The organism is Mesorhizobium sp. M0991 (assembly GCF_040318915.1).
Lineage (GTDB): Bacteria > Pseudomonadota > Alphaproteobacteria > Rhizobiales > Rhizobiaceae > Mesorhizobium.
Genome location: NZ_JAMYNE010000019.1, coordinates 63,987 through 86,531 on the forward strand (window position 1 = coordinate 63,987; position 22,545 = coordinate 86,531).

The window sequence follows — 22,545 nt, forward strand, 5'->3', positions numbered from 1 at the left end:
GGAATGCGCGCAGATTGAAGCGAACAAATGACGAGGTCTCTTATCCCCGACACGAATAGCTCGCGATCTCATCGGGATTTCCCTTACCGCCATAGGCAGCTTGAGTGGGATAAGCGCAGATCGGCTGGTGCTTGCCGGGGAATGCCTTGCTGCCAGCCGCGAGAGAATCCGGAGCCTTGTCTTGGTTTATCCAGCCCTCGATGGCGGCCAAAGGATCAAAGTCGTCGAAGGCTTGGCCATCGCCGCAGTGGGTCATCCCCGGGATTATGAACATGCGCACGAAACGGCGAGTCGCTTCCAAATCGCCGCCGCTTGTGACCTCGACGACTTGCTTGTACCAGCGCACCAGATCGTTGGCTGAGAAGACCGGATCGGAAAGTCCCTGAAACAAGAGCAGCTTTCCACCGTGGGCAGCGAAGCTGGCGAGATACGTGCCGGTCGCATCATTGAGCTTGGCCGTATCCGCAACGCGTGCCGGATCCTTGTCGAAGTCGAACTTCAGGGGGTCAAAATTCGGCGCCGGGGGCGTCATGAAGTAGTATTGAAGCGAGCGGGCTCCCAGAACGATGTTATTTGCATCCGACTGGGAAGTGGGGGAATTGCCCAGCTTCCACATTCTCCAGTCCGCGCCCGCAACGCCCGTATCATATGGCCAATCGCTGTAAAGCTTTTCGCCATCGGAGCTTTCCGGACCCGCGAACGCGCGGCTCATGGCCTGCACTTGACCAGCCGTGAGGCAGCTGTCCGTCTTATCGCCTTGGCAGGACAGGACCTTTGGGTCGAACCGGCACTGCTGCCAGGCGTTGATGACGCCATCCTCAATGCCATCGCGAGCATCACAGGCAGCGAGAACCGCCTTGGCGACGATGTTCAGATCCTGCTGGGAGAAGGCGCGGGATAGAATGGGATGGCCGGCCTCATCCTTGGGAGCGATGCTCATGTACTGGCGAGTATCCCAGGCTTCGGCAATGTTGGCGGCACTGAGACGAAAACCCGGGCTACCTGCAACAATGCCGTCGAACTCGAGCGGATATCGCTGAGCCGCTATCAACGCCTCACGACCGCCATTCGAGCATCCCATGAACACCGACTTTTTCGGAGCCGCCCCATAGAACTTTGCAATCACCTGCTTCGAGACCGAAGTGACTTTGCCAATGGAGGCGTACGCAAAATCAATGCGTGCGGCTTGATCGACCCCGAAAGCCGGATCGGGGCTTGGGTGCCCGCCATCCATGCTTACAACAGCGTAGCCGCGCAAGAGCCCGGGAGCCGCGGTCGAGTTCCGGCAAGGAATGGTCCCGACGGCCGGCGCCAGGAAGCCATCAACTGCGCCGCCGCCCTGGAAAAGGAACATGTCATTCCAGGTCGTCGGAAGACGCACCTCAAACCGGGTGCCATATGATTGACCATCGACCCCCTGGCGTTTCCCGATAACACCTCGGACAAGGCAGTGCCCGCCCACTTTTACCGCCTGAGGCGAGGCGCCGGCGAATGCAGTGAAGGGATCTGCGGGGATCTCCTGCGGCTTTTGAAGGCTAGCCTCGGTAAAGATCACGCTTGGAATTTTGAGCTTGGCGATGGACCGGCACGCCTGATCCGACGCGTTTGCCGCCAGTGCAGGCGCACATACACATATGATCGCCAACATCAGTGCCAGCGTGCACCCGCGGTCCCGCAGCTTGAGCCCGTTAGCCAAGAACATACCCATCCTCCCTGGATGCGCCCGATAGCCCGAAAGCTGATCGCATTGGTAGCTAGTTGTGAGCTTTCAGTAGCTTGTCCATCCGGTCCGAACCGGGAAAGCTGAGATTGTCGAAGCTTCAGTGACTCCAGGGGGACCGGATGAACATCCATAAGAATACCGGTCTGACGCCGCTCGGTCGAGAGCGGATTTTTTGCGCCTGGGCGCGCCGGCAGCACCTCGGAGGTGTTGCCGCCTGATCCGCAGACCGTCGGCCTCTACATCACGGCCTGTGCATCCAGAAAGGTTACAGGAGACAAGAAACCAAACTCTGTGGCGACGATCGAGCGCCGTCTCTCCTCCCTGGCGTGGAATTATACGCAGCGTGGCGAGCCGCTCGATCGAAAGGACCGCCATATCGCCACCGTGCCCGCCGGCATCCGTAACAGCCATGCAAAACCGTCTGTGCAGAATGAGGCCATACTTCCCGAAGACCTGATCGCCATGCTGGAGACGGTGCTCCGCAAGACCCATCAGGTCGCCCCAGGCCAGAGCAACCGGCTCGTCCCCGGGGAGGACGAAACGGTCGACCACTCCGCTTGTTCGACTTGTGTTCGGGCGACTATCCCGGCTTCTATGCATCGCGCTTCGGCGCGGCGAGCTTTGTCCAACGCGCCAAGCCTTTGAACCGAATCGCTGTAGACGGAAGTCGCGGCGAGCTTCGCGTTGTTGATCGGAGCATCGAACCAGGCGTCGTATCCGCGGTATCCACCCCATCGTCTGTCGCGCAATCTGTTGGCGAGCGCGTCCTCAGCCGTTCGATCGCGGCCGTCTTTGCCGCAAACTATTATGTGGCGGCCGCCGATGCCATTCGGGCGCGCAATATCTCAGGGGTTGAAGGATCGTCGATCAGTTTTCCGATGTCTTGGCGGGCCGCGATGATCTGCACATGACCCTACAAAGATTGCGCGTAGTAGGAAATACTGGTGCAACTGGTCACCCCAGGCGTCAGGATAATCGTAGAACCAATCGAACGAATGCACGCATCGCGGTTTGCCTACAGCACTGCTCTCCTGTCCCGATAGCGCAAATTCGCGGTTACCTCCGGCCACGAACAGTCGGACCAATTTTATTTGTAGGTTAGACCTTCGTCCTCGGCAAGATTGGCCAAGCGATGACTCGCTGCTGAATTGCCGGCCCGCGCGTGATGAGCGCGAAGGCGTCAGGTGCCCCCGCCGTCAAGACTCAAGCCGCAACGTAATCAGGCGGGAGTGCCTTCCGCTAGGTGGGGATGGACTGGCCGCCGAAGTCGGAAGCAGCAAGCCTGGAGCATAATGGAAGACCTCGACCATGTGAAGCAGGCCGTGAAGGGCGACCTAGCCTATTTGCAGCCACCTGCTCAAAGCCGCGACATGAAGCCAGCCGCCAGCCTGCTAGTTCGACAGCAACCGTTCAGCTTGCTGCCGCCGACCGCTTGAAAACGATGGTCACCTTCGTCCCTTTGTTGGCGCTGGACTCGACGGCTAGCTGCGCCTTGGCGTTCTCGGTCAGCGATCGCGCGATCAGCGCTCCGAGCTTGCCTGGTTTGGGCCACACCTCGCCTTCCGGCAGGCCGATTCCGTCGTCCGCCACTATAACCCGGCAGCCGTCGCCATCGACGACGCTGTGCAGTGTTATCGTGCCGCCATCGCGGCCCCGGAACGCATGCTTTAGTGAATTGGTCAGCAATTCGTTTACGACCAGCCCGGCCGGCATGGCGACGTTTATTGACACGGGATATGTATCCACCTTCATATCCAGCCGGATCCCCTCGACTGCATGCGAGCTCATCACCGCGGACGCGATCTGGCTGAGATAGACGCCAAGATCGACCTCCTCCTTCGGCTCGTCGGCCGTTAGCGTCTGGTAGAGGATCGCCAGAGCGTCGACGCGACCGGCAAGCCGCTCAAACCTTCTCCGGTCGGCCTCGGTCGCGTTGCGGCTTTCCAGCCGGATCAGCGCGGTGATCATCTGCAGGTTGTTCTTCACCCGGTGCTGCAGTTCGCGCAGCAGCGTGTCTTTCTCGCTGACACGCTCCTCCACCGAGCGCTGATCTCCCGCCTCGCCGTGAGCCGATACGTCGACCAGCGCCACCAGCCGGAAGCAAACCTTGCCGTTATCGTCTTCGATCACGTTGGAATAAACGTCGACGATCGCGGGTTTGTCCTCGCCGCGCTCCAGCCTGAAGGTGCCGACCAAATCGGTTCCCTCGACCACCGCCTCGGCTAGCGGCCTGTCCTTTTGCTGATGGAGGCCCGTGCCTAAAAGGGCCGCCCAGTTTTCTTGGGTGAGCCTGGCGGCCATCAGGCCTGAGAGTTTCTCGAATTCCGGATTGGCGTAGACCACGCGCTCTTCACCGGCAAGGTCCGAAACGGCTATGGCGATCGGCACCTGGTCGAGGAATTTCTTGAACTGTTCGCTTTCCAGTGCGGTTGCAAGGTCAGGTGTATCAAGTAACTGCTCGACCGCCTCAGCCTTCTCTGAATCCGATGTCATTTGCGCGCCTGTTCTGTGCGGATGATATCAACAATGCGGCGAGCCCGCCATCGCCAAAACTGGAGCTGCATCTCACGTTTCGCATCACGCATCTGACAACCAGCTCTGCATCGCGTAACGGCCGCACGTCCAGCATTGCGACCGGCCGAAGGAGAGCGGCAAGGATCGGCTAGAATCCAGGTGCCTGGAATGTCGAAGCGACCGGTCAAGTGGTTACGCTGCGGAAGATCGATAGAGCAGGCATTCAGGGAGAATGAGTTCGCGTGCCGGCCTCGGCGATACGTGCCGACACTGTCAACCTCATGACCGCATGCGGGCTGAAAGAGCAGCGCTTCGCTCCAGCGGTAATTCAGGCCGCTTGCCTAACTGCGGCAAGCCCATCGATCGTGTATGTTGAGACGCTATTGCCGATGCCTAAATATCGAACCCGTCATGGCAATCGTTGTGACGGGAAGCGCTCGCTTATGGGCTGTGCTGGAATGCGCATGAAGTATACGCCTGTGCGCCGCTTCGTTGATCTCTTGGCCTTCGAGGAAGTCGTCAATCTCATCGTATGTGAGACCGGGACGAGGTTCTCCAGGTCGGCGGTCGGGATCTTTTCAACAAGATCAGACGGAGCGCCCAGATACACTGCCAAGGCGCGAACTCTGCGCTTGTTCAGCCCGGAAAGAGGAAGAATGTCTGCGGCACCATCGCCGAACTTGGTGAAGAAGCCCATCAAGGCCTCGGCTGCTTCGAAGCGACTTCTGAAAAAGAAGTGTGGGTTTGCTCTCATACCCTTTGCTGAAAAATGTTGTCATAGAGCGCATGGAATGCCACGCGCTTCGAATCGGAGTAGCCATCCGGGAAGCCTGAAGCCCCTTTGAAGCGCATGTCCGGCAGCTATTCATAGCGTGGATGACTTTGATCGAAACAAACGATTTCATAACTCTTCGGAAATCTTGCATGGACAAAAGCACGTCCGCACCGGTCACCCATCCAAAGGAGAAAATCTTCCATGCGCCCTGACGTGCAGTGGAGGTCGTGCCGAGAAGTGAGTTGCAACTGGCCGATCATGTCGGCGGTTCGACGCTAGTCGTCCCCAATGTTCCTGAGCTGCGAAGTCTTGCAGGCGAGCCAGCTGCCCAGCGCGATTCTGCTTGTGGCGGGCTTTTTGCCGCAGGCAGTCCGCTCGTTTGGGCAGAGGATTGGAGACCCGGCCGGCAGCGCTACCATACAACATCAGCGCACTTTACATCTACGCGGTATTGCCGGGCTTCCAGTCGGTGCCATGTTTGGCCGACGAATGACGCGATGCGGCCTCCTGCACAAGCGAAGGCGTTATCGGATGTGCGACCGGGAAGCAGGCGGACAGTGCAGCACATGTCAGTCGCCTGTGCGACGGTCTTTCGGGGAATGAAATCGGGCCAGTTCACGGCGCGGCATTATTCGTCAACAGCCGCCCCTTCGCAAGGATATAGGCAGCCCGCGTCACAAGTTCGTGCTGCAGATGAAAACGGCATCGCCGGCATGCAAGTCAGCAGCCGCTCAAGATTCGATGATCCAGCCAAGCTCTCGGCGTCATGGAATGGCAGGCGCCACGATCGAAGCATCTCATGTTGATTCAGGCGGACCCTTATGAGGCGTTCTTTGATGCCGGTGATGCCTGACAGGCGGTTGCAGCTGCAAGCGACAACGCGGCCTATTTAGTTGGAAACGGTCTGAGGCAGGCCAATTTGGCTTGCCCGTCACTATGTGGAGAAAGAAATGCTGTGTCTAGGAATTAGCGGCGGACTTGACCAAGTCCATGAAAACCGATTCGAGCTTCGGAACGCCTTTATGCACGATGGCGCCGCGGTGCTCGTCCGAGACGGACGGGTGATAGCAGCCGTCGAAGAGGAACGCCTCAATCGGATGAAACACTCCAACAAGCTCCCAATTCGTTCGATTCAATACTGTCTGTCAGCGGCGGGGGTTCAGCTCAACGACATTGATCGTGTCGCGCTCTACGCCAGCGAGCCCTATGCCAACGCCATGCTTGAAGGTATGTCCGCATCCCACCCGGACATTCTCTCCATTCCGTTGGATGCTAAAACGTTGGTGCAGGATCTGTTAACGCGTGAGTTCGGCACTAAGTTGGACAGTTCGCGTATTTCATTCGTAAGTCATCATCAGGCGCACGCCGTGAGCGCCTTTGCAATGTCGGGCTTCGAACAAAGTCTCATTCTAGCGATTGATGGCTCTGGTGATTTCCTATCGGGCCTCTTGGCGGTAGGGTCTGGAACAGAAATTACGCAACTCGAGGCTTTCCCCGAGAACAATTCTCTTGGGCTGTTTTATCTCGAGACGATCCGCTATCTCGGCTACGGCTTGTTCGACGAGTATAAGGTAATGGGACTCGCGCCCTACGGCGACCCCGCTCCCTATCGCGAGCTCTTCGAGCAGTTCTACGAGCTCTCCGCCAACGGCGGTGGCTACCGTGTTCACCTCGACCGCATCGGTCCGGCGTTGCTCCGCAATATCGAGGTCAGGCGAAAGGGAATGCCCTTCACCCAGCAGCATCGAGATGTGAGTGCGTCACTGCAGGAAGCGCTTGAGCGGATCGTGTTCCACATTCTCCGGCATCACCGTGAGGCCACCGGCATGAAGCGGTTGTGCCTGGCGGGGGGGGTGGCCCACAACTGCACGATGAACGGTAAGCTGCTGTATTCAGGGCTTTTCGAAGACATTTTCGTGCAACCCGCGTCTCACGACGCTGGCTGCGCATTGGGAGCTGCGCTGATAGTCTCTAACGAGATGGGCAGCCCCGCGCCGTGTGAGCGACTGCAGGGGGTCTATTGGGGTCCTGATCTCGGGAGCGAGCGCGCCGTGCAACAGGAACTGAATGCATGGGCCGGACATCTCGAGGTTGAACGCTCTGATGACGTGGCAAGCAGTGCAGCCGACTGGATCGCCAACGGCGCCGTGATCGGCTGGGTGCAGGGTCGTTCGGAGTTTGGGCCACGTGCGCTGGGCAACCGCAGCATTCTTGCCGACCCTCGGCCCGCCGCAAACAAGGACCGGATCAATGCGATGGTCAAGAAGCGCGAAGGCTATCGGCCCTTCGCGCCATCTGTGCTGGAGGAGGATGCGAGCGAATTTTTCGACCTCCCGGATGGTAGGCACGAATTTCCATTCATGAATTTCGTCGTTCGCGTGCGTGACTCAAAGCGCGCCTTGCTCGGTGCCATCACGCACGTCGACGGTACCGCTCGCCTGCAAACAGTATCGCGCAACGCCAATCCCGCGTACTGGGAGGTCATCAATGCGTTCAAGAAGCGCACAGGCACTCCAATTCTGCTCAATACGTCCTTTAACAACAATGCCGAACCGATCGTGGATTCGGTTGCAGACGCGATTGCCACCTTTCTGACGACAGAGCTGGATGGACTTGTGGTCGGGCCCTTCCTGGTAAAAAAGCGGGCTACAACGCTGCAGGATTGGACTGCGCTTGCGGTTTCGTTGCCGCCCTATGTGTCCCTCCATCAAACCCGCGCTTACAAAGCGCCAGATCGTCGGGAGACTCACTGCGAGATCAGCACGACCCACTTCAGCAGTGACAGTGTACGAATTTCACACGACTTGTTTAATCTGCTGATGCGGATTGAGGGCGAAGCCGTGTTGGGAGATCTCCTCAATACAATTGCGCCGGATCAGGCTAAGCGTGAAGCTCTGATGGAGGGCCTGCGACGGCTGTGGGAGCAGCGCCTCGTTCGATTGCATCCCTCACAAGCTGCTCGCATGGATCAAGACTGCGATCAAACGCTGGACCAGCATAACAGGCTCTCAGCGTGATAGAGGTGCCGCTATCCAAGCTCGGCGAATAATGGTGTTCATCGATGCCGCCTGCCACCTCACCGCTGGCAGGCAGTCGACTTCATCACAGGGTTGATTCGTCCACTTCACCTTGGACGACCGGACGCGCAGAAAAAAGCGGCTGCGGCGGGTCCTTGCTAGCGACCGTGATGCGGGACCACAGCGACAGGGCGTGCCCGAGACGGTCAATGCGGCCGGCGGTGTCGTCGCCGGCGGCGACGGTCGCATTCAGGATCAGCATCGACCAAAGAGCGAGGCCACTGCCGTTATGCTCCGAGATCTGGGGACGGCGGCTTGGCGATCACCGTCTACTCGGCGTTGCCGAACTCACTGCATGCGAGACCGTGACGAAGCCCCTCACATTGCGGGTCGGGACATAGCTGGCTTTCTTGGCGCGCTACCATCGCTAGAGATGCAGACTTCGCCCAACAGCTCCTGCTGGAGCGCGGCTTGGATCTGATGGCAGAATTCTTGCGGAGACGCGGACAAAGTGGGGAGCACTCCAACCTACACACGCGTCACCGGGCTATCAGTGTTGACCGTATAATCTTCGGAATGGCAATGGCATATTTTACAAAGCACGACGGCAATCAAATTATATACCGCAGCTGGGAAGAGCCGGAACAGTCAAGCGCAAGGATGAGAATTTTGGTCCTCAAGCTTGATCATGTCGGCGACTTTTGGATGTCTCTAGGGCCTCTAAAGGACCTTCGTCAGCGTTTTGCGCATGCCCACATTACGCTGGTGGTGGGAAGCTGGAACATCGCTACTGCAAAACAGTTCGACCTCGCCGACGATCACGTTGCTTTTGACTTTTTTCCTCGCAACCCAAAAGTCAAAACGCGCAAAGAAGCCGCGGACATAAGGCCGCTGCTGACCGGCGAGTTTGATCTTGCCATTGATATGCGTGTTCCGGAAGAAACAAGGCCGATCTTGCTTGAAGTTCCCGCCAGGCACCGTGCGGCGATAGTTGATCCGTACAGCATGCATCAGATCGATATTGCGATAGCGCCATTCAATCTGAAACTGCGCAGAACCATTTTCTACAAGCTGGTCCAAAAAATAGGGCTTGCTAACAAAATCCCCCGTAGATGGCTTGATTGGTTCATTGACCGTAAGCAGGTGCGTCTCCAGCATGTGTCAGAAATCCTCCTCTTTCTGGTCGCAAAGGCAGCTGCCTATTTCGAAAGCGGAGCGGGTCACCCACAGAATTCGACTACAGGCAATGCCCCGATTGTCGTGGCTCCGTTCTCCAATTCCAGCCTGCGAGATTGGCCGATTGAAAGTTTTGGCAAAGTTGTCGCTGCTCTTTCGACCCGTGGTGAGGTGGTCCTCGTTGGCCGTGGCGAATGCCTGGAAGCGCTTGAGGAGGTTGCGAAGATAGCTAGGGAACGTGGGGCCGCGAACATTCGGACGGCTGTCGACTTGTCAGAATTGGAATTCAATTGTCTCGTGAATTCGGCCGCCCTCGTCGTTTCGAACAATTCAGGCACCGGCCATGTCGCTGCCCAGCTTGGCCGCCCTACTATCGGCATTTTCACGGCGTCACATCTACCGGAGATTTGGGGGTTTCGAGGTCCCTTGGTCAGCATGCTTATGAGTGTTATTGAATGTCGCGGATGTGGTCTGGACCAAGTGCGGCATTGTCCGGTCAAAGTCCGATGCAAGTTCGACATCACGCCGGATCTCGTGATTGCCGAGGTAAACGCCTTGATGAATCATTGTAAGGGTACGGCACAAGCTTAGTGGCTCGCGGTCACCACAACCGCGATTGCCCAGCCCTTGTCGCTGATTCAATCGCTACAATCACCTAAAGGCCGAAATTCAGAATCGAATCGACTTGTTCGAAGGACCGCAGTGGCGATGTCACATTGGCCGACAGGTGGCATAGAGCGGCGCCTGAGAATGAAAGTGCCGCCGCCCAGCCTTCATAGCCGTTCCTCCTTTGTGGCGTGACGGCCCGAAAGTCGCCATCGCGTCAGATGTTCATCAGCTTCGGGATAGCCGGGCTCGTCCGGCGACAGTCATGGCAGCGACTTCGCTTCTGGACCCGCTCATCCGGCCGCCAAAAACAAATGCGCTTTCTAAGCCGTAATTGATCCGCCGGAGCTGACCAAAGCCACCTTGCTCTGGGTTGCGGCAATGGCGACTGGGGCGAGAAGCCGAGAAGAACCGATGCGGCGAGAAATCCTGAGACCATCCGCCACGAGACGTCGCCAGGGAACGTAGTATTGCGTTCCGCGTTACACTAACGTATATACGTCCGCAGCACAGGAGCGCGCCATGGCCACCACACCCACCAGGAAGGAAGCACCCGTCTCGATGCGGTTTCGCGACGATGATCTCACCATCATCGACCGCGGCGCGGAGCTGCTCGGCCTGTCGCGCACGGAGTTCATGCGGCGCGCCGCGCTGCACGAGGCGCAGGCGGCCATCCTCAACGAAACCGTCATCCGCGTGTCCCCGGAAGCCTATGACGCCTTCATGCAGGCGATCTCAGCCCCGGCCGCTGCGCCCCCGGCGAAGGCGGCCGAGCGGCTGCGTCGGTCCCCGCCCTGGGACCGCTAGGTGGCGCTTTCAGGCATCGAACTCCTCGACCACGCACACCGCCTCGACAGCTTCGATTGCGGCAAGCCGGCGCTCAATGCTTGGCTGGCCGGCTTCGCGCGAACGAACCAGGCCCGCGGGTTTACCCGCGTCCTGGTCGTTCACGACGAGGGAACAGTCGTCGGGTATTACGGCCTCGCGCCGGGCGTGATCCAGCCAAATAGCGCACCGCGCGCCATCCGCACCGGACGCCCGCCCGATCCGATCCCCTGCCTGCTGATCGGACAACTCGCCGTCGACCACCGCTATGCCGGACAAGGCGTCGGTAGCGGCTTGGTCAAGGACGCGCTGTATCGCTGCGTCGCCGGCGCCGACATCGTCGGCGGCCGCGCGGTGGTGGTGCGGGCGATCGACGCCGAGGCAGAGCGCTACTGGCAGAGCTGGGGCTTCATTCCCGCGCGGGACAATCCGTCGGTGCTCATGCGCTCGATCCAGGACGTGAGCCTCTGGCTGGCCGACAAAGGCCACTAGCTCCGCGCGCGTAGCGCCTCCGGAAGCGGCAGGTCTGCGCGCCGGCCTGCCGCCGACGGGCTCTAGTTGCGGCGTCCCGCCGCTCCCCGAGCCGGCTTCGCCGTCTCGGCGTTCGGGTGACCCCTCACGCAGGGCCAGAGGGAGACGGCGGTCAGAGCGAGGGAGCCCTGGAGAGAAGGGAAAGTCATGATGTCGATGATATTCATAGGGGGTTCACGCGAGATATTTGAGCTGACGGAACCTGCCATCGCTCGGATCCGCCCAATCGTTGTTGCCGTGCACGGCGTGCTGATTGGCGACGCGTCTGGAGCCGATGCCGAGGCGCAGGGCCTGCTCGCGGGCCACGGCTACAAACATGTCGGGGTCTTCCATGCGGCCAAGGAACCCCGCAATGGTCTGGGCGACTGGGCTGCCTACCGGGTCCCGTCTCCTGAAGGTGCTAGAGGATACTGGATCTACGCCGCCAAAGACCGGGAGATGGCGCGCGCCGATTTTGGGATGATAGTCTGGGACGGCGCATCACCCGGCACGGCCGTCAACGTGCTTCGGCTCGCCATGGCGAACAAGCCGAGGTCATCTACGATCTGGCCAGGGGCAGCATGGCGACTACGCACCATGTCGTAGACTGGTGCGCCATTGCTCCGCGATGCCGGTCCAGACATTCGGCGCGCCAAGCCGAAGCCCGCATGACGCGAGGCGAGCGCCTGGCGTTGCCGGGATGATGTACGCGCGGTCCCGGCGGGTCCAACGCGATAGACTTGATCCGGCCCCGCGCCCCCAACTCCACTTGTATGAACGGCCGGGGCCGGCCCTTTTCGAAACCGGCTCACCGCCGCGTGGCGTTGTGCAGGATGATTGTCTTGACCCGTCTCGCATCTGAAGCGGGTGCAAGCCTGCCGCACATGCCGCTGCTTGGTCATGCGAGGCATCGCTACCGTGGGGCGTGGCGTTCGCCGATCTCCAAACCGCTGTGCCGCCATACCGAACACGCAAGGCGGTTTAACCGCCAGGCTGCTGTTCAAGGTATTAACGACGCAGGCGGCATGACCGGAGAGACTGGCGGGGTAAGCAGCTTCCATCGATCCGGCGGCATTGCGGATGTGGCTGGCGATGGCGGCCTGAGTTCTTGTCCATCTGCCGCATAGCGGGTGGTCAGATGCTGGTCGCGTTTCCGGCGAGCCGAAGCATTTGTCTCTCAAGGTCACCCGTTGGAAATCCAGCACCAGCGGCTTGTCGGGACAAGATAGTTGCTATTGGGATTTGGCCGCCGCAACCGCGAGCATCGCTTCTCCCATCCCATTGACGCCTCGGGCATTCAGCATTTCACCAGCGTTCTGAATGTCGCGCACCTCTTTGTTCTGGCTGAGTTTTGATTTACCAACCAGGCTGGTGATCTCGATTTCCAGGGCGACGATCGCCTTCACCATCGTGTCAATGAAGTCCTTCGGCGCGTCGCCCATCTTCCACGGGGCAGGCTGCGAGGCTTCATGCATGTGAGTGAGCTTCGCCACGTTACGGCGCACATAGCGCTCATCATCCCGGACAGTGATGCGTCCGTGGGCGTGGACGACGAGATAGTTCCACGTCGGCGCCTGGTTATGGAATTCATGCTTGCTTGGACCAGTTCGGCGAGATGTAAGCGTCAGACCGTCGAGCTCGTCCCGGACCGCATGGCGCTACGGCGCCACCTCCAGCCCGGCGAGACAGTCGTCATTGTCCGTGAGGGTGACCGCCCCTCTATGGTGAGAATATTGATCGCCGGCAACTTATGGCGCCTGCCGACCTCAAATTCGTTGAAGTCGTGCGCCGGCGTGATCTTGACCGCGCGGCTGCCTTTCTCCGGATCAGAATACTCGTCCGCCACCACCGCGATCCTGCGGCCGACGATCGGCAGAGGATGAGGTTCTTGCCGACAAGATGCCGGAAACGCTCGTCGTCGGGATGCACCGCCGACCGCCATATCGCCCAGCATCGTCTCCGGGCGGGTCGTCGCCACGGTGATGAAGGTTTTAGGATTTTCCGGATCCAAAACCTCGCCCTCGACGGGGTAGCGGAAATGCCAGAGATTGCCGTTGACCTCCTGCTGTTCGACCTCAAGGTCGGACTCGCGGTCAAGAGCTTCGGGTCCCAGTTGACAAGCGCTTGTCCTTGTAGATCAGGCCTTTCCTTGTAGAGCGTGACGAACACTTCGAGCACCGCCCTGGACAGGCCCTCGTCCATGGTGAAACGTTCTCGGCTCCAGTCGGCCGAGGCCCCAGCCGCTTCAACTGGTTGAAGATCGCGCCGCCGGATTCGGCTTTCCACTCCCAGACTTTCTCAATGAACTCGTCGCGCGTCAGGTCACGGCGGTGGATCTGCTTCTCCATAAGCTGGCGCTCGACCACCATCTGCGTGGCGATGCCGGCGTGATCCATGCCGGGCTGCCACAGCACGTTCTTGCCGCGCATGCGCTCGAAGCGCACCAGAATGTCCTGCAGCGTGTTGTTGAGCGCATGGCCCATGTGCAGCGAGCCAGTGACGTTCGGTGGCGGGATGACGATGGTGAAGGCTTCCGCGCCCTCCTCGGCGCCTGCGCCGACACGAAACGTCTTTTGAAGCGTATTATGTTTTTTGTGCATAGACCAACGAGTTGAACGGCGGCCCCATAAATCGCCGATGTGATAGGTCGGGCGAAGGCGTCCACCAGCTCGTACTTGTCAAGACGATGCCACCCTTGATCTTGCACCCGCCTCCGATACCAGCGATGCGCTGCGTCGTACGCTCATGCCTGTCAGGATGGGATGGGCGCTGCTAGCACCGTGGCAGTTTGACAACCCGGCCATCGGGGCGGTAGCACCGTCCAAGGCCAAGAGTCGCAGGGCAGACCGCACCCCATCGGGCTGCGCGACCCAGACCAGCTGACGCCCAACTGGCACACTCATCGCGCATCAGCACCGTGGATGCGACATCTACTTTGTTGCGAGCGCGATATCGGAACTTGGTTGTGACGCAGCTGTGCGTAAGCGCACCGCTGTCAGCAAGTGAGTGAGCGAAAGAACTACGTGGTGGAGGTGAGAAGTCATGCAGCGTCAAGATTCCCCGCCCTTTGCGGCAAACACACTGATCCCTCTTCAGAATCCGGTCTTTCGTTCGATCTGGACAGCCACGCAGATATCCAGCCTTGGCTGGCTGGTGCAGAGCGTGGCTATAAGCTGGCTTATGGCAACGATTTCAGCCTCCGATCTGATGGTTGCGCTCGTGCAGGCTGCATCGACACTGCCCGCCTTCTTCTTGTCGATCCTTGCTGGAGCGATTGCAGACAGCTTCAGCCGCCGCGGCGTGATGCTTGCCGGACATTGCCTGATCGCACTGGCATCCACGGCGCTGGCTCTCTCTGTTGGACTGGGCTTTGTCAGTCCATGGCTGATCTTGGGACTGAGTTTCTTGGCGGGATGCGGCTTTGCCTTGAATGATCCAGCCTGGCACGCCTCGGTCGGCGACATCCTGGAAAAGCGCGACATACCCGCTGCAGTGACGCTGATGTCGGTGGGCTACAACGTGGTTCGAAGCATAGGACCGGCGCTTGGCGGTGTAATTTTGGCTTTGCTGGGCCCCCTTACGGCTTTCGCCTTCGCTGCGCTGACCGACCTGGTCCCGTTGAGCGCTGTACTGCGCTCCAAGTGGCAAGTTCGCTCTTCGCCTCTTCCGCGCGAGCGGATGACGACGGCCATTCATGATGGCATGCGCTTCACGGCAATCTCCTCGGAGATCAGAGTGGCGATCGTGCGTGCAACCCTGTTCGGGCTGTCAAGCATCTCGATCCTTGCTCTGCTCCCCCTCCTGGTTCGCGACCAACTGGCGGGGGGGCCAATTGTTTACGGCGTCCTGTTGGCCGGCTTCGGCACAGGCGCCTTCATCGCGGGCATTGGCAATAGCTACTTGCGACGCATCACGTCCCAAAATCGATTGATCACGTTCGCGTCCGTTGCTTGCGCAACGTGTTGCCTTTTACTGGCTCTCACATCATCGGTGGCTGTAGCAGCGATCGCGCTTGCAATCGCTGGCGCAGGTTGGGTTGTCACCTGGACCGGAACCGACGTGTGTGTGCAGTTGGCAAGCCCAAGGTGGGTCGTTGGTCGCACCCTGTCGATCTATTACGCCCTGACCTACGGCGGCATGGCAGCGGGCAGCTGGATCTGGGGTGCTGTCGCGCAGAACTATTCCCTGACGTGGGCTTTGGAAGGTGCTGCAGCGGCGCTGTTGCTGGTTGCAGCTGTGGGAAAGCTATTGCCGGTCCGCCTATGGGAGGAATCGGATCAAGGGGCCTTCGACTTCAGGCCACCAGAACTGGCCCTCGATTTGAAGCCCAGGAGCGGCCCGATCGTGATCAAGGTGGAGTACTCGATACCCGAGGAGAATATCGAGGAATTTCTGAGCTGCATGCGCGAAAGGCGGCGCGTTCAGAGCCGTGCCGGTGCGCGGGACTGGACCCTCCAGCGCGATCTTCAGAACTCGACTCTTTGGACCGAGACATTCCGCACGCCGACATGGACGGACTATCTTCGTCTAAACCATCGGCTAACGGTGACTGACAGGGAAGTAGGCGAGCGCCTTGCCGCTCTGCAGGTCGGTGATTCTCCTCCTCGTCTCTCACTTTCGATTGAGCGGTCGACAAGCCCCGCCCCCGGCAGCCAAGTCCAGCCTGTGCCCTTTGTATCGCGCCCGTAAGGAAACCAGTAACTTTTCTGGGTTCGGACACGGGAATGGCCGAGACCTACTCCTTCTTTCGTCGGGTCTGCCGGATTGCCATACGTTGCAGCCGGTTAGGCGAGCATGAGGATTTGTGTGGCACGTATGTCCACCACGGGCCCATGTACAGCCCCACCGCCTCTGCGGCCATCAGATCGGCTTGGGCACGGGTTCAGGTCGCCTGTCCCCCTGCATCGCGGCGAGCAGCGGGAGCAAGGGGGGCGGAAGGGTCTCCCCGGTCTGCAGGGAGCGCAGCGGGCAGACGGAGGAATCCGCCAGCGGCGGCTTGCTGGGAGAGGGCCGCGCGCCTCTTTCCCCTCCCTGACAAAACGTGCCGCCAAGCACGTTCACGTCGGCGCAGCCGTGCCGCAGAGGCGGCCGCAACAAAGAAGGCCTACAAGGCGGAAGCATCGAAATGTCCGCCAGCGGGACCAATTCAGTTCGGTGCTGGAGAAAGCGGTTCAACAGGGCGGCCATGGGAGCGCCAGCATAGCGCCGCTGTCAGGCGCGATGCGGACCGACAGCCCCGGCGAAGGGCGCTGATTGATCGACCGAAATTGGATCGGGTCATAATCCATGAATTTTTCACGATGCTTCAGCACGCGCGTGGATTTGTGCATTTAACTGCAGCGTCCAGGTGGTCCGGTGGAAGCGCGCCCGGGGCATCTTGGAACTTATTTGATGCAGCCATCCAGGACTGCTGCATTGCCACAGCAATGGTCACAACCTGCTAGGATCCGGACCCATAAAGGGATTGAACGAAGCCGCTGACGCGTCATTTGGTGCGTGGGTTTGCGGATGACGCTTCTGTTTTGAAGGATTGCGGCTGTTGAAGCGCAATCTTGAGAACAGGAGTTTGAGATGGCCGAGTTGAGCCCTCTTCGCCGACGCATGATCGAGGACATGACGATCCGCAATCTGTCGCCGGCCACCCAGCGATCCTACGTGCACGCGGTGGCCAAGTTTTCGCGATATTCGACCGCTCGCTGGACCGGCTCGGCCTGGAGGACGTTCGCGCCTTCCAGGTGCATCTGGTCTCTACCGGAATCTCGTGGCCAGCGCTGAACCAGACGGTGTGCGCGCTGCGGTTCTTTTACGGCGTGACGTTGCGTCATGCCGAGATCCCTGAACGGATCGCCTATGCCCGCGCGCCACGCACGCTGCCGGTGGTTCTCAGCGCTACGACGTTGTCCGCTTTCTCGCCGAGCCTGAAGACGCGCACCGCCCTGACGACGGCCTATGCCGCGGGCCTTCGCGCTTCGGAGACTGTCGGACTGAAGGTCGGCGACATCGACAGCGGACGCGGCGTGATCCGGGTCGAGCACGGCAAGGGCAGCAAGGACCGCACGGTGATGCTGTCGGCGCAGCTTCTGCGCATCCTGCGGGTCTACTGGCGGCTGGCGAAGCCGCAGGGCTGGCTGTTTCCGGGCCGGGATGCAATTCGCCCCATTGACGTGCAGGTGCTGTACTCGGCCTGCCGCTCGGCGCGTGCGGCCGCCGGCATAGATAAGCGTGTGACGGTCCACACGCTCAGGCACAGCTTCGCAACGCATTTGCTGGAGAACGGCACCGACATTCGCATTATTCAGGTGCTGCTCGGCCACAACAATTTGTCCTCGACGGCGCGCTATACCAAGGTCTCGAACGGCCTCATCCGGCGCACGACAAGCCCGCTCGACCGACTGAACATCGAAGTCGTGCCGCCCGGCTGATCGGTCCCGCCCAAGTGCTTAAATGTGTTATTTATGTTCATGGTGTTGCCCTCCTCAGTGGAATCGAACCCCGAGCCTACAGGCTCGAAGCGGGCAAACGCCGCTCCCTTCAGATTTTCAACAATGACCGGGACATCCCCGGCCAACTCCGTTCACACCGTCAGCGTGAGAGTGACCGCTGCCCCACCAAGAAAGTCGCGAGCGCAGCGCCCACTCAAAAGCGCCGTAGTGTGGTGAGGGCAGCCTGTTACCCATCTGGGTCGCCGAAGGTGAATGACCTCGACAAGGCGACGATCGTGCGCCAAATCCGATGGATCCGCAATGTTGCGTGCTGGAGTAGGTGCCGTGATCCACGAAAACGAAAGGACCTGACATCAGCCATCTTTGCCCGTCGCGAATGTCCTGTATGTGGCAGCTGGTATGGCCGCACGATCACCATTGCTTGGCTTGACAGCCCTATTGTCGAGCAAATCGTGCGGATCGTTGACCATCACCGCCAAGTTATGGCGTGTCGAACAGCCAAGCGTTTGGTCGAAGGACTTTTCGTTGAGTAAAGGACTGGAAAGCGACGGACAGACAGGAGGATGGGCATGGAAGACAATCGCCTCTATTCGCGCTGCGCGGCCGTCCTGTTGGTCGAATAAGTGGATCTTGTAAGCGTCGATGCCCATCTCCTTAGCCTGATGGACCGTCTCTGCGCTGAGACGGGGCGACCCGCTGATAAGGAGATGGAGCGCATCCCGCCGACCGCGACTGGCTCTCTCAAGGAACACACGCAAACGTTGCCGTTCGGAAGCGCGAAGGCTCTCTAACGTTAGGACGGTGGTCTCCTGCCGGACAAGGATCGGTGTCAATGGCTCGACACTCGGTGCGGTGCTTGTGCAGCCACTTACACTTGCCGTCAGAGCGATCAGGAGACCTATGATCCGCAACGTCATTCGGCCCCCCTATTCAATGATAAAGCCGAGACCGCCCTTGGCGGCTGGCGCGCCGGTGCGGGGATTGGCGTGGTATCGCGGCGGACTTCCCAACGAATTCGTCGGGGTGGCCCCCCCGTCCAAAGGCTGCCCCATCCGGGCCGTGGGGGCGCTCATCTGGTTGGGGGTCGATCCTGGTCTTACGATGTAAGGCGTAACCAGAATAACCAATTCCGACTCCTCCTTTTGAAATGAGGACGAACGGAACAGGGCGCCAAGGATCGGCACCTCGCCGAGCCCAGGAAAAGCACTGATATTGTTGCTGACGTTACGCCTGATGAGCCCACCGATTGCAAAGCTCTGCCCGCTGGCGAGTTCGACGACTGTGTCGGCACGGCGCGTGGAAATTGCCGGCACGGAGATACCGTTGATTTGAACGGCACCTTGCGACGTGAGTTCACTGACTTCCGGCTTTACGCGAATATTGATTTGGTTGTTGTTGAGAACGGTGGGTACGAACTCCAGGGCGACGCCGAAGTGACGGAATTCAATCGAGACCCGCCCATTTTCCTGTGGGACAGGAATGGGGAATTCGCCGCCGGCGAGGAAGCTGGCGGTTTCACCGGACATGGCAGTGAGATTCGGCTCAGCCAAAACGGAAGCGATGTGCTCCTTGGCGAGCGCGTCGAGAACCGCGCCGACGCTGATATTATCATTGTTGAATCCAACTTCTGCTGTACCGCCACCATTGGCCGCACCAGCGGGCACCTCTGCTGCCGCTTAACAAACCCACTTTGAAATTGCCGATTTGACCGAAGGCAGACAGGTTAATACCGAGTTCCTTCATGGCGCTACGGGATACCTCCGCAACGCGCACATTCAGATTAACCTGCAAGGACCCAGCGACCTTGATGTTATTGACGACCTGCGCACCGTCACCGAGAAATTGCTCAGTGACTCTTTTCGCGATGTCGACGACCTCGGCATCGGGCGCTGTACCGCTAAGGATTGCGCCGCGCGGCGTGTAACTGACGTGGATCGGATAGTCGCCGACCTGGTCCCTCAACATGGCGCGCAGGTCCCCGATCGGTTGTGTGACGACAATACGCAACTGGGCGAGAGCCTCCCCGTTGTCGTTTAGGGCGAACAGACTGGTCTGCCCGGATTTCTTCCCAAAGACGAAGATGGTTTTGTTCGAGGGTGCCTGATAATCTGCGATCGTCGGGTCGGCAACAAAGATGGTCGCGGCTGGCGCGGACAAATGAACTGTCTTGCCGAGCGAAGAGGAAAGGTTCAGCGTCGCGTTGATGCTATTGGAAGCGGCACGCGGCGCCCCTTCATCCCCGTTGTTTTGGGCCGCGGCAGAAAGTGGAGATAATAGAACGAGCGCGCAGAGCAGATGGCCCAAGTAAGGGGAAACCGTAGGTCTCGGACCGCCGATGAGGATCGGCTGCTGTTTGGCGCCACGATGGCGAGTTGGAACGATTTTCAAGGCAGTCTGTTCTTTCAATTTCGACCAACTATGCGGATGCCGCCTCAGTCGATTCAAGAATGTAACCAATGCCGCGCACGGTCTTGATCCGTGGCGTTGCACCTGACCTACTCAGGTGTCCACGTAAGCGATAGATTCCGACTTCAAGCGCGTTGGCAGTTACCTCGTCGTTGAACGAATAGAGGTGATCTTCCAACTGCGCACGAGGCACGATGCGGCCTGCACGGATAAGCAGATGCTCTAGAATACATAGTTCGCGGCGTGCGATCTTCAGCGGATGACCCGCAACGGAAACCTGTCGGCCGGGACAATGCAGTTACCCCTGCCGCGCTTGACCATCAGGCACCGGGAAGAGTGCCGTGGTGGCGCAGGAGGGTTTTGGCTCAGAATCATGGAACACGATGAATCATCGCGGCGCATTTTGTAGAGCGAACGATAAGTCTTGCACGACCAGCCATTTATCCCTCGCGAGATCAATGCCGCGGGCAATTAGCAGGCGAACTCCGTCCGGACTGAGTACCTGTTTCAACGCGGGCAAAAGAAGTTGTGTAGCCATGTCACGAAATGCTTGGTCCGCTTCTCTGCCGGCCGATGGTCCATGAAATCCCCTCTGCACGCACGACGCCGGAAACCTCCTTGCCGATATGATGCTCAAGCACCGGCCGCCATGGCACCAGCGTGAACTCGCGCGATTTCTCGATGACAGCGTATTTTCCGCCGGCGAGCTCGACGGAGCGGCGGAGCGTGCCTTCTATTCGATCTCCACTCTGGGCTTCAGAATAGGGCAGACCGAGTTCGTTCGACAACTGGCCGGCCACGCGGTTCAACTCGCGTTGGCGCAGCATCGAAAGCATGTTGGCGCGATAGACGATCCGGTCCTGCTCTTCCCGAGCAAGACCTTGCGCAATCAGCCACTGCCGTCGGCGGCCTTGCGCCTCTCGGACATCGCGGCCGAAACCAGAGCTGTGCAAGGCCTCCGGTATGTCGGAAACCAGCTCTCGATCGAGCCAGGTGGCGCCGTCGAAGCTGACTTGTTGTTCCAGCGGCGTCGATGAGAGCTTGTCAACCGTGACAGGCTCGGCCCCGGCCCGCTGACGCTCGTAGTCAGACACACGGTCGAGATGATCCGGTGCGACGATCCAGGTGCCGTCCGGCTCGCGCTCGACACGACCGGTCGCCCGGCGGATCGCCTCCAGTCGCCGCGCGTGCGTTTCGGCAAAGCGTTCGGTGGCCGACGGGTCATGCTTGAGATGGATATCGATGCTGTAGCGCCCGTCATGGGCCGTGGCGATCTCGGCAATTGTGCGGTCGACTTGCCTTGGCCCGGTGTCCCTCGGCGTGACCCGCACTATGCAGCCCTCTGGCGTCGGTTGGGTGGCCTCGCCTTTGCCGATATCAACATAGTGGCTTTTGCCGTCCACGCCGTCGACGACGAGGTAATGGCGGTCAGTGATTTCGTCGGCCAGGCCGCGCGCAATGATGCGGCCGACGACAGGCTGCATCTGCTCTGCAGATCGATCATGGACAACATAGTCGGCGGCACTGCGGGCGAGCCCCTTGCCGGTCAGTTCGCGGTGCATGGTCTTGATGATGTCGCCCCGCTCGCCGATGCGGCGCAGCGTCGCTTCAAGCTCGCCATCAAGGCGCCAGCGGCCCGAGCCGACTTCCTCAGCCAGACCCATCCGCTCGAGCTTGCGCAGGCGGCCCTGGTGCAGCGTCTGGCGAAACGTGTCTCGGCTGGCCGGTGAGACATGCCCCTCATGGTCGCGCATGCGGAGCAGCTGCCGATCGATGTTGGTGAAGCGTTCCCGCTCCATTTCCTGGCGCAGGCGTTGCTCGATCTCGCGGTCCGTTCTCGGGCCAAGGTCGAGGCTGACCAGCTCCGCCGCCCGTTCACGGATTCCAGACGAGATGTAGTCCCGCGCGATGACGAGGTTTTCGTCGCGGTCGTCCTTGCCGCGGACGATAATATGGGTATGCGGATGACCAGTGTTGAAATGATCGACGGCCACCCAGTCGAGCCTAGTGCCGAGGTCTTCTTCCATCTGCGCCATGAGGCGCCGCGTGAGCGGCTTCAAGTCATCATACTCGATGCCGTCTTCAGGGGCGACGATGAAGCGGAACTGATGCCGGTCGCCATCGGCACGATCGATGAAGGCCTTGCCATCAACGCGGTCGCTGTCGGCGCTATAGAGCTCGCCAGGCTCGCCTTCGCGGGTGACGCCGTCGCGCTGGAGGTAGCGAAGGTGTGCACGTGCCCCGTCAACACCCTTGCCGGCCAGCTTGACGATACGCGCCTTGACGACGGCGCGCCGCTGCCGAAACGCCGCGTGGGGGTCGCGCGCTCTGAGAACGGCGGCAGCAGCCCCGCCGCGCCCCGCCCGGCTTCCGATGAAGCGGCCACGGCGACCGCTGCCGCCGCCGGCTCGGTTGATCGCGGCGCGGATCTGGCCGGCGAAACGCTTGCCTGCCTTCGAGCCGCGCGATCCGATTTTGCCCAGGCTCGGCTTGAACTCTTCATCCTGCATTGAGCCTCCTAGTAATCTTAAGCAATATCAGAGGTTTGTC

13 protein-coding genes and 6 pseudogenes are annotated in these 22,545 nt (G+C 60.0%); 8 read left to right on the plus strand and 11 right to left on the minus strand.

From position 1 onward, the window contains the following. Positions 1 to 40: 40 nt before the first annotated feature. Complete coding sequence (locus NKH70_RS24425; protein ID WP_353026224.1) at positions 41 to 1,702, minus strand: tannase/feruloyl esterase family alpha/beta hydrolase; 1,662 nt, start codon at positions 1,700 to 1,702, stop codon at positions 41 to 43. A 191-nt stretch (positions 1,703 to 1,893) separates the two neighbouring features. On the opposite strand from NKH70_RS24425, the pseudogene NKH70_RS24430 reads away from it, so the two are divergent. Beyond that, positions 1,894 to 2,212 (plus strand): annotated as a pseudogene (locus tag NKH70_RS24430) (integrase); the annotation flags it as partial. Between the two features lie 2 nt (positions 2,213 to 2,214). Here NKH70_RS24430 and NKH70_RS24435 read toward each other — a convergent pair. From NKH70_RS24435 to nadE, 3 genes and pseudogenes are all read right to left on the minus strand, one after another. After that, the gene (locus NKH70_RS24435) at positions 2,215 to 2,472 is read right to left on the minus strand and encodes an aminopeptidase (RefSeq protein WP_352453904.1); all 258 of its coding nucleotides are present in this window, start codon (positions 2,470 to 2,472) and stop codon (positions 2,215 to 2,217) included. Positions 2,473 to 3,133: 661 nt separating this feature from the next. Then, a complete protein-coding gene (locus tag NKH70_RS24440) occupies positions 3,134 to 4,216 on the minus strand; it encodes a sensor histidine kinase (protein WP_352474131.1) in 1,083 nt (360 codons plus the stop codon). Positions 4,217 to 4,617: 401 nt separating this feature from the next. Then, positions 4,618 to 4,949 (minus strand): annotated as a pseudogene (nadE, locus tag NKH70_RS24445) (NAD(+) synthase); the annotation flags it as partial. Positions 4,950 to 5,962: 1,013 nt separating this feature from the next. Between nadE and NKH70_RS24450 the strand changes: the two are divergent. Beyond that, complete coding sequence (locus tag NKH70_RS24450) at positions 5,963 to 8,029, plus strand: carbamoyltransferase family protein (RefSeq protein WP_353026226.1); 2,067 nt, start codon at positions 5,963 to 5,965, stop codon at positions 8,027 to 8,029. An 85-nt stretch (positions 8,030 to 8,114) separates the two neighbouring features. On the opposite strand, the gene NKH70_RS24455 is transcribed toward NKH70_RS24450, so the two are convergent. Further along, positions 8,115 to 8,291 carry a hypothetical protein gene (locus NKH70_RS24455; RefSeq protein WP_352457364.1) on the minus strand — a complete coding sequence of 59 codons (177 nt, stop codon included), beginning with the start codon at positions 8,289 to 8,291 and terminating at the stop codon, positions 8,115 to 8,117. A 320-nt stretch (positions 8,292 to 8,611) separates the two neighbouring features. On the opposite strand from NKH70_RS24455, the gene NKH70_RS24460 reads away from it, so the two are divergent. The 4 genes from NKH70_RS24460 (at position 8,612) to NKH70_RS24475 (ending at position 11,752) form a co-directional block, all read left to right on the plus strand. Further along, the gene (locus tag NKH70_RS24460; protein ID WP_352453586.1) at positions 8,612 to 9,796 is read left to right on the plus strand and encodes a glycosyltransferase family 9 protein; all 1,185 of its coding nucleotides are present in this window, start codon (positions 8,612 to 8,614) and stop codon (positions 9,794 to 9,796) included. A gap of 537 nt (positions 9,797 to 10,333) precedes the next feature. Further along, positions 10,334 to 10,618: a type II toxin-antitoxin system TacA family antitoxin gene (locus NKH70_RS24465; protein WP_352453587.1), complete on the plus strand. Its 285-nt coding sequence runs from the start codon at positions 10,334 to 10,336 to the stop codon at positions 10,616 to 10,618. Then, on the plus strand, positions 10,619 to 11,128 hold the full coding sequence (locus NKH70_RS24470) for a GNAT family N-acetyltransferase (RefSeq protein ID WP_352453588.1): 510 nt from the start codon (positions 10,619 to 10,621) through the stop codon (positions 11,126 to 11,128). It begins immediately after the preceding gene. 189 nt (positions 11,129 to 11,317) lie between these two features. Further along, positions 11,318 to 11,752: a hypothetical protein gene (locus NKH70_RS24475; protein WP_353026228.1), complete on the plus strand. Its 435-nt coding sequence runs from the start codon at positions 11,318 to 11,320 to the stop codon at positions 11,750 to 11,752. Positions 11,753 to 12,378: 626 nt separating this feature from the next. Here NKH70_RS24475 and NKH70_RS24480 read toward each other — a convergent pair. Further along, positions 12,379 to 12,774: an FMN-binding negative transcriptional regulator gene (locus NKH70_RS24480; RefSeq protein WP_352453596.1), complete on the minus strand. Its 396-nt coding sequence runs from the start codon at positions 12,772 to 12,774 to the stop codon at positions 12,379 to 12,381. Between the two features lie 89 nt (positions 12,775 to 12,863). Continuing rightward, positions 12,864 to 13,746: pseudogene (locus tag NKH70_RS24485) on the minus strand (class I tRNA ligase family protein); the annotation flags it as partial. A gap of 442 nt (positions 13,747 to 14,188) precedes the next feature. On the opposite strand from NKH70_RS24485, the gene NKH70_RS24490 reads away from it, so the two are divergent. Next, positions 14,189 to 15,835, plus strand: coding sequence for an MFS transporter (locus tag NKH70_RS24490; RefSeq protein WP_352453590.1), 1,647 nt, complete (start codon positions 14,189 to 14,191; stop codon positions 15,833 to 15,835). A gap of 882 nt (positions 15,836 to 16,717) precedes the next feature. Then, positions 16,718 to 17,568, plus strand: a pseudogene (locus NKH70_RS24495) (tyrosine-type recombinase/integrase). 374 nt (positions 17,569 to 17,942) lie between these two features. On the opposite strand, the gene NKH70_RS24500 reads toward NKH70_RS24495, so the two are convergent. The 4 genes and pseudogenes from NKH70_RS24500 to rlxS form a co-directional block, all read right to left on the minus strand. Further along, positions 17,943 to 18,506 (minus strand): CpaD family pilus assembly lipoprotein, encoded by a 564-nt coding sequence (locus NKH70_RS24500; protein ID WP_352683961.1) that lies wholly within the window; start codon positions 18,504 to 18,506, stop codon positions 17,943 to 17,945. Positions 18,507 to 18,515: 9 nt separating this feature from the next. Continuing rightward, a pseudogene (locus NKH70_RS24505) lies at positions 18,516 to 19,977 on the minus strand (type II and III secretion system protein family protein). A gap of 28 nt (positions 19,978 to 20,005) precedes the next feature. After that, a pseudogene (locus NKH70_RS24510) lies at positions 20,006 to 20,281 on the minus strand (winged helix-turn-helix domain-containing protein); the annotation flags it as partial. A gap of 253 nt (positions 20,282 to 20,534) precedes the next feature. Then, the gene (rlxS, locus tag NKH70_RS24515; protein WP_352684154.1) at positions 20,535 to 22,505 is read right to left on the minus strand and encodes a relaxase/mobilization nuclease RlxS; all 1,971 of its coding nucleotides are present in this window, start codon (positions 22,503 to 22,505) and stop codon (positions 20,535 to 20,537) included. Positions 22,506 to 22,545: the final 40 nt, after the last annotated feature.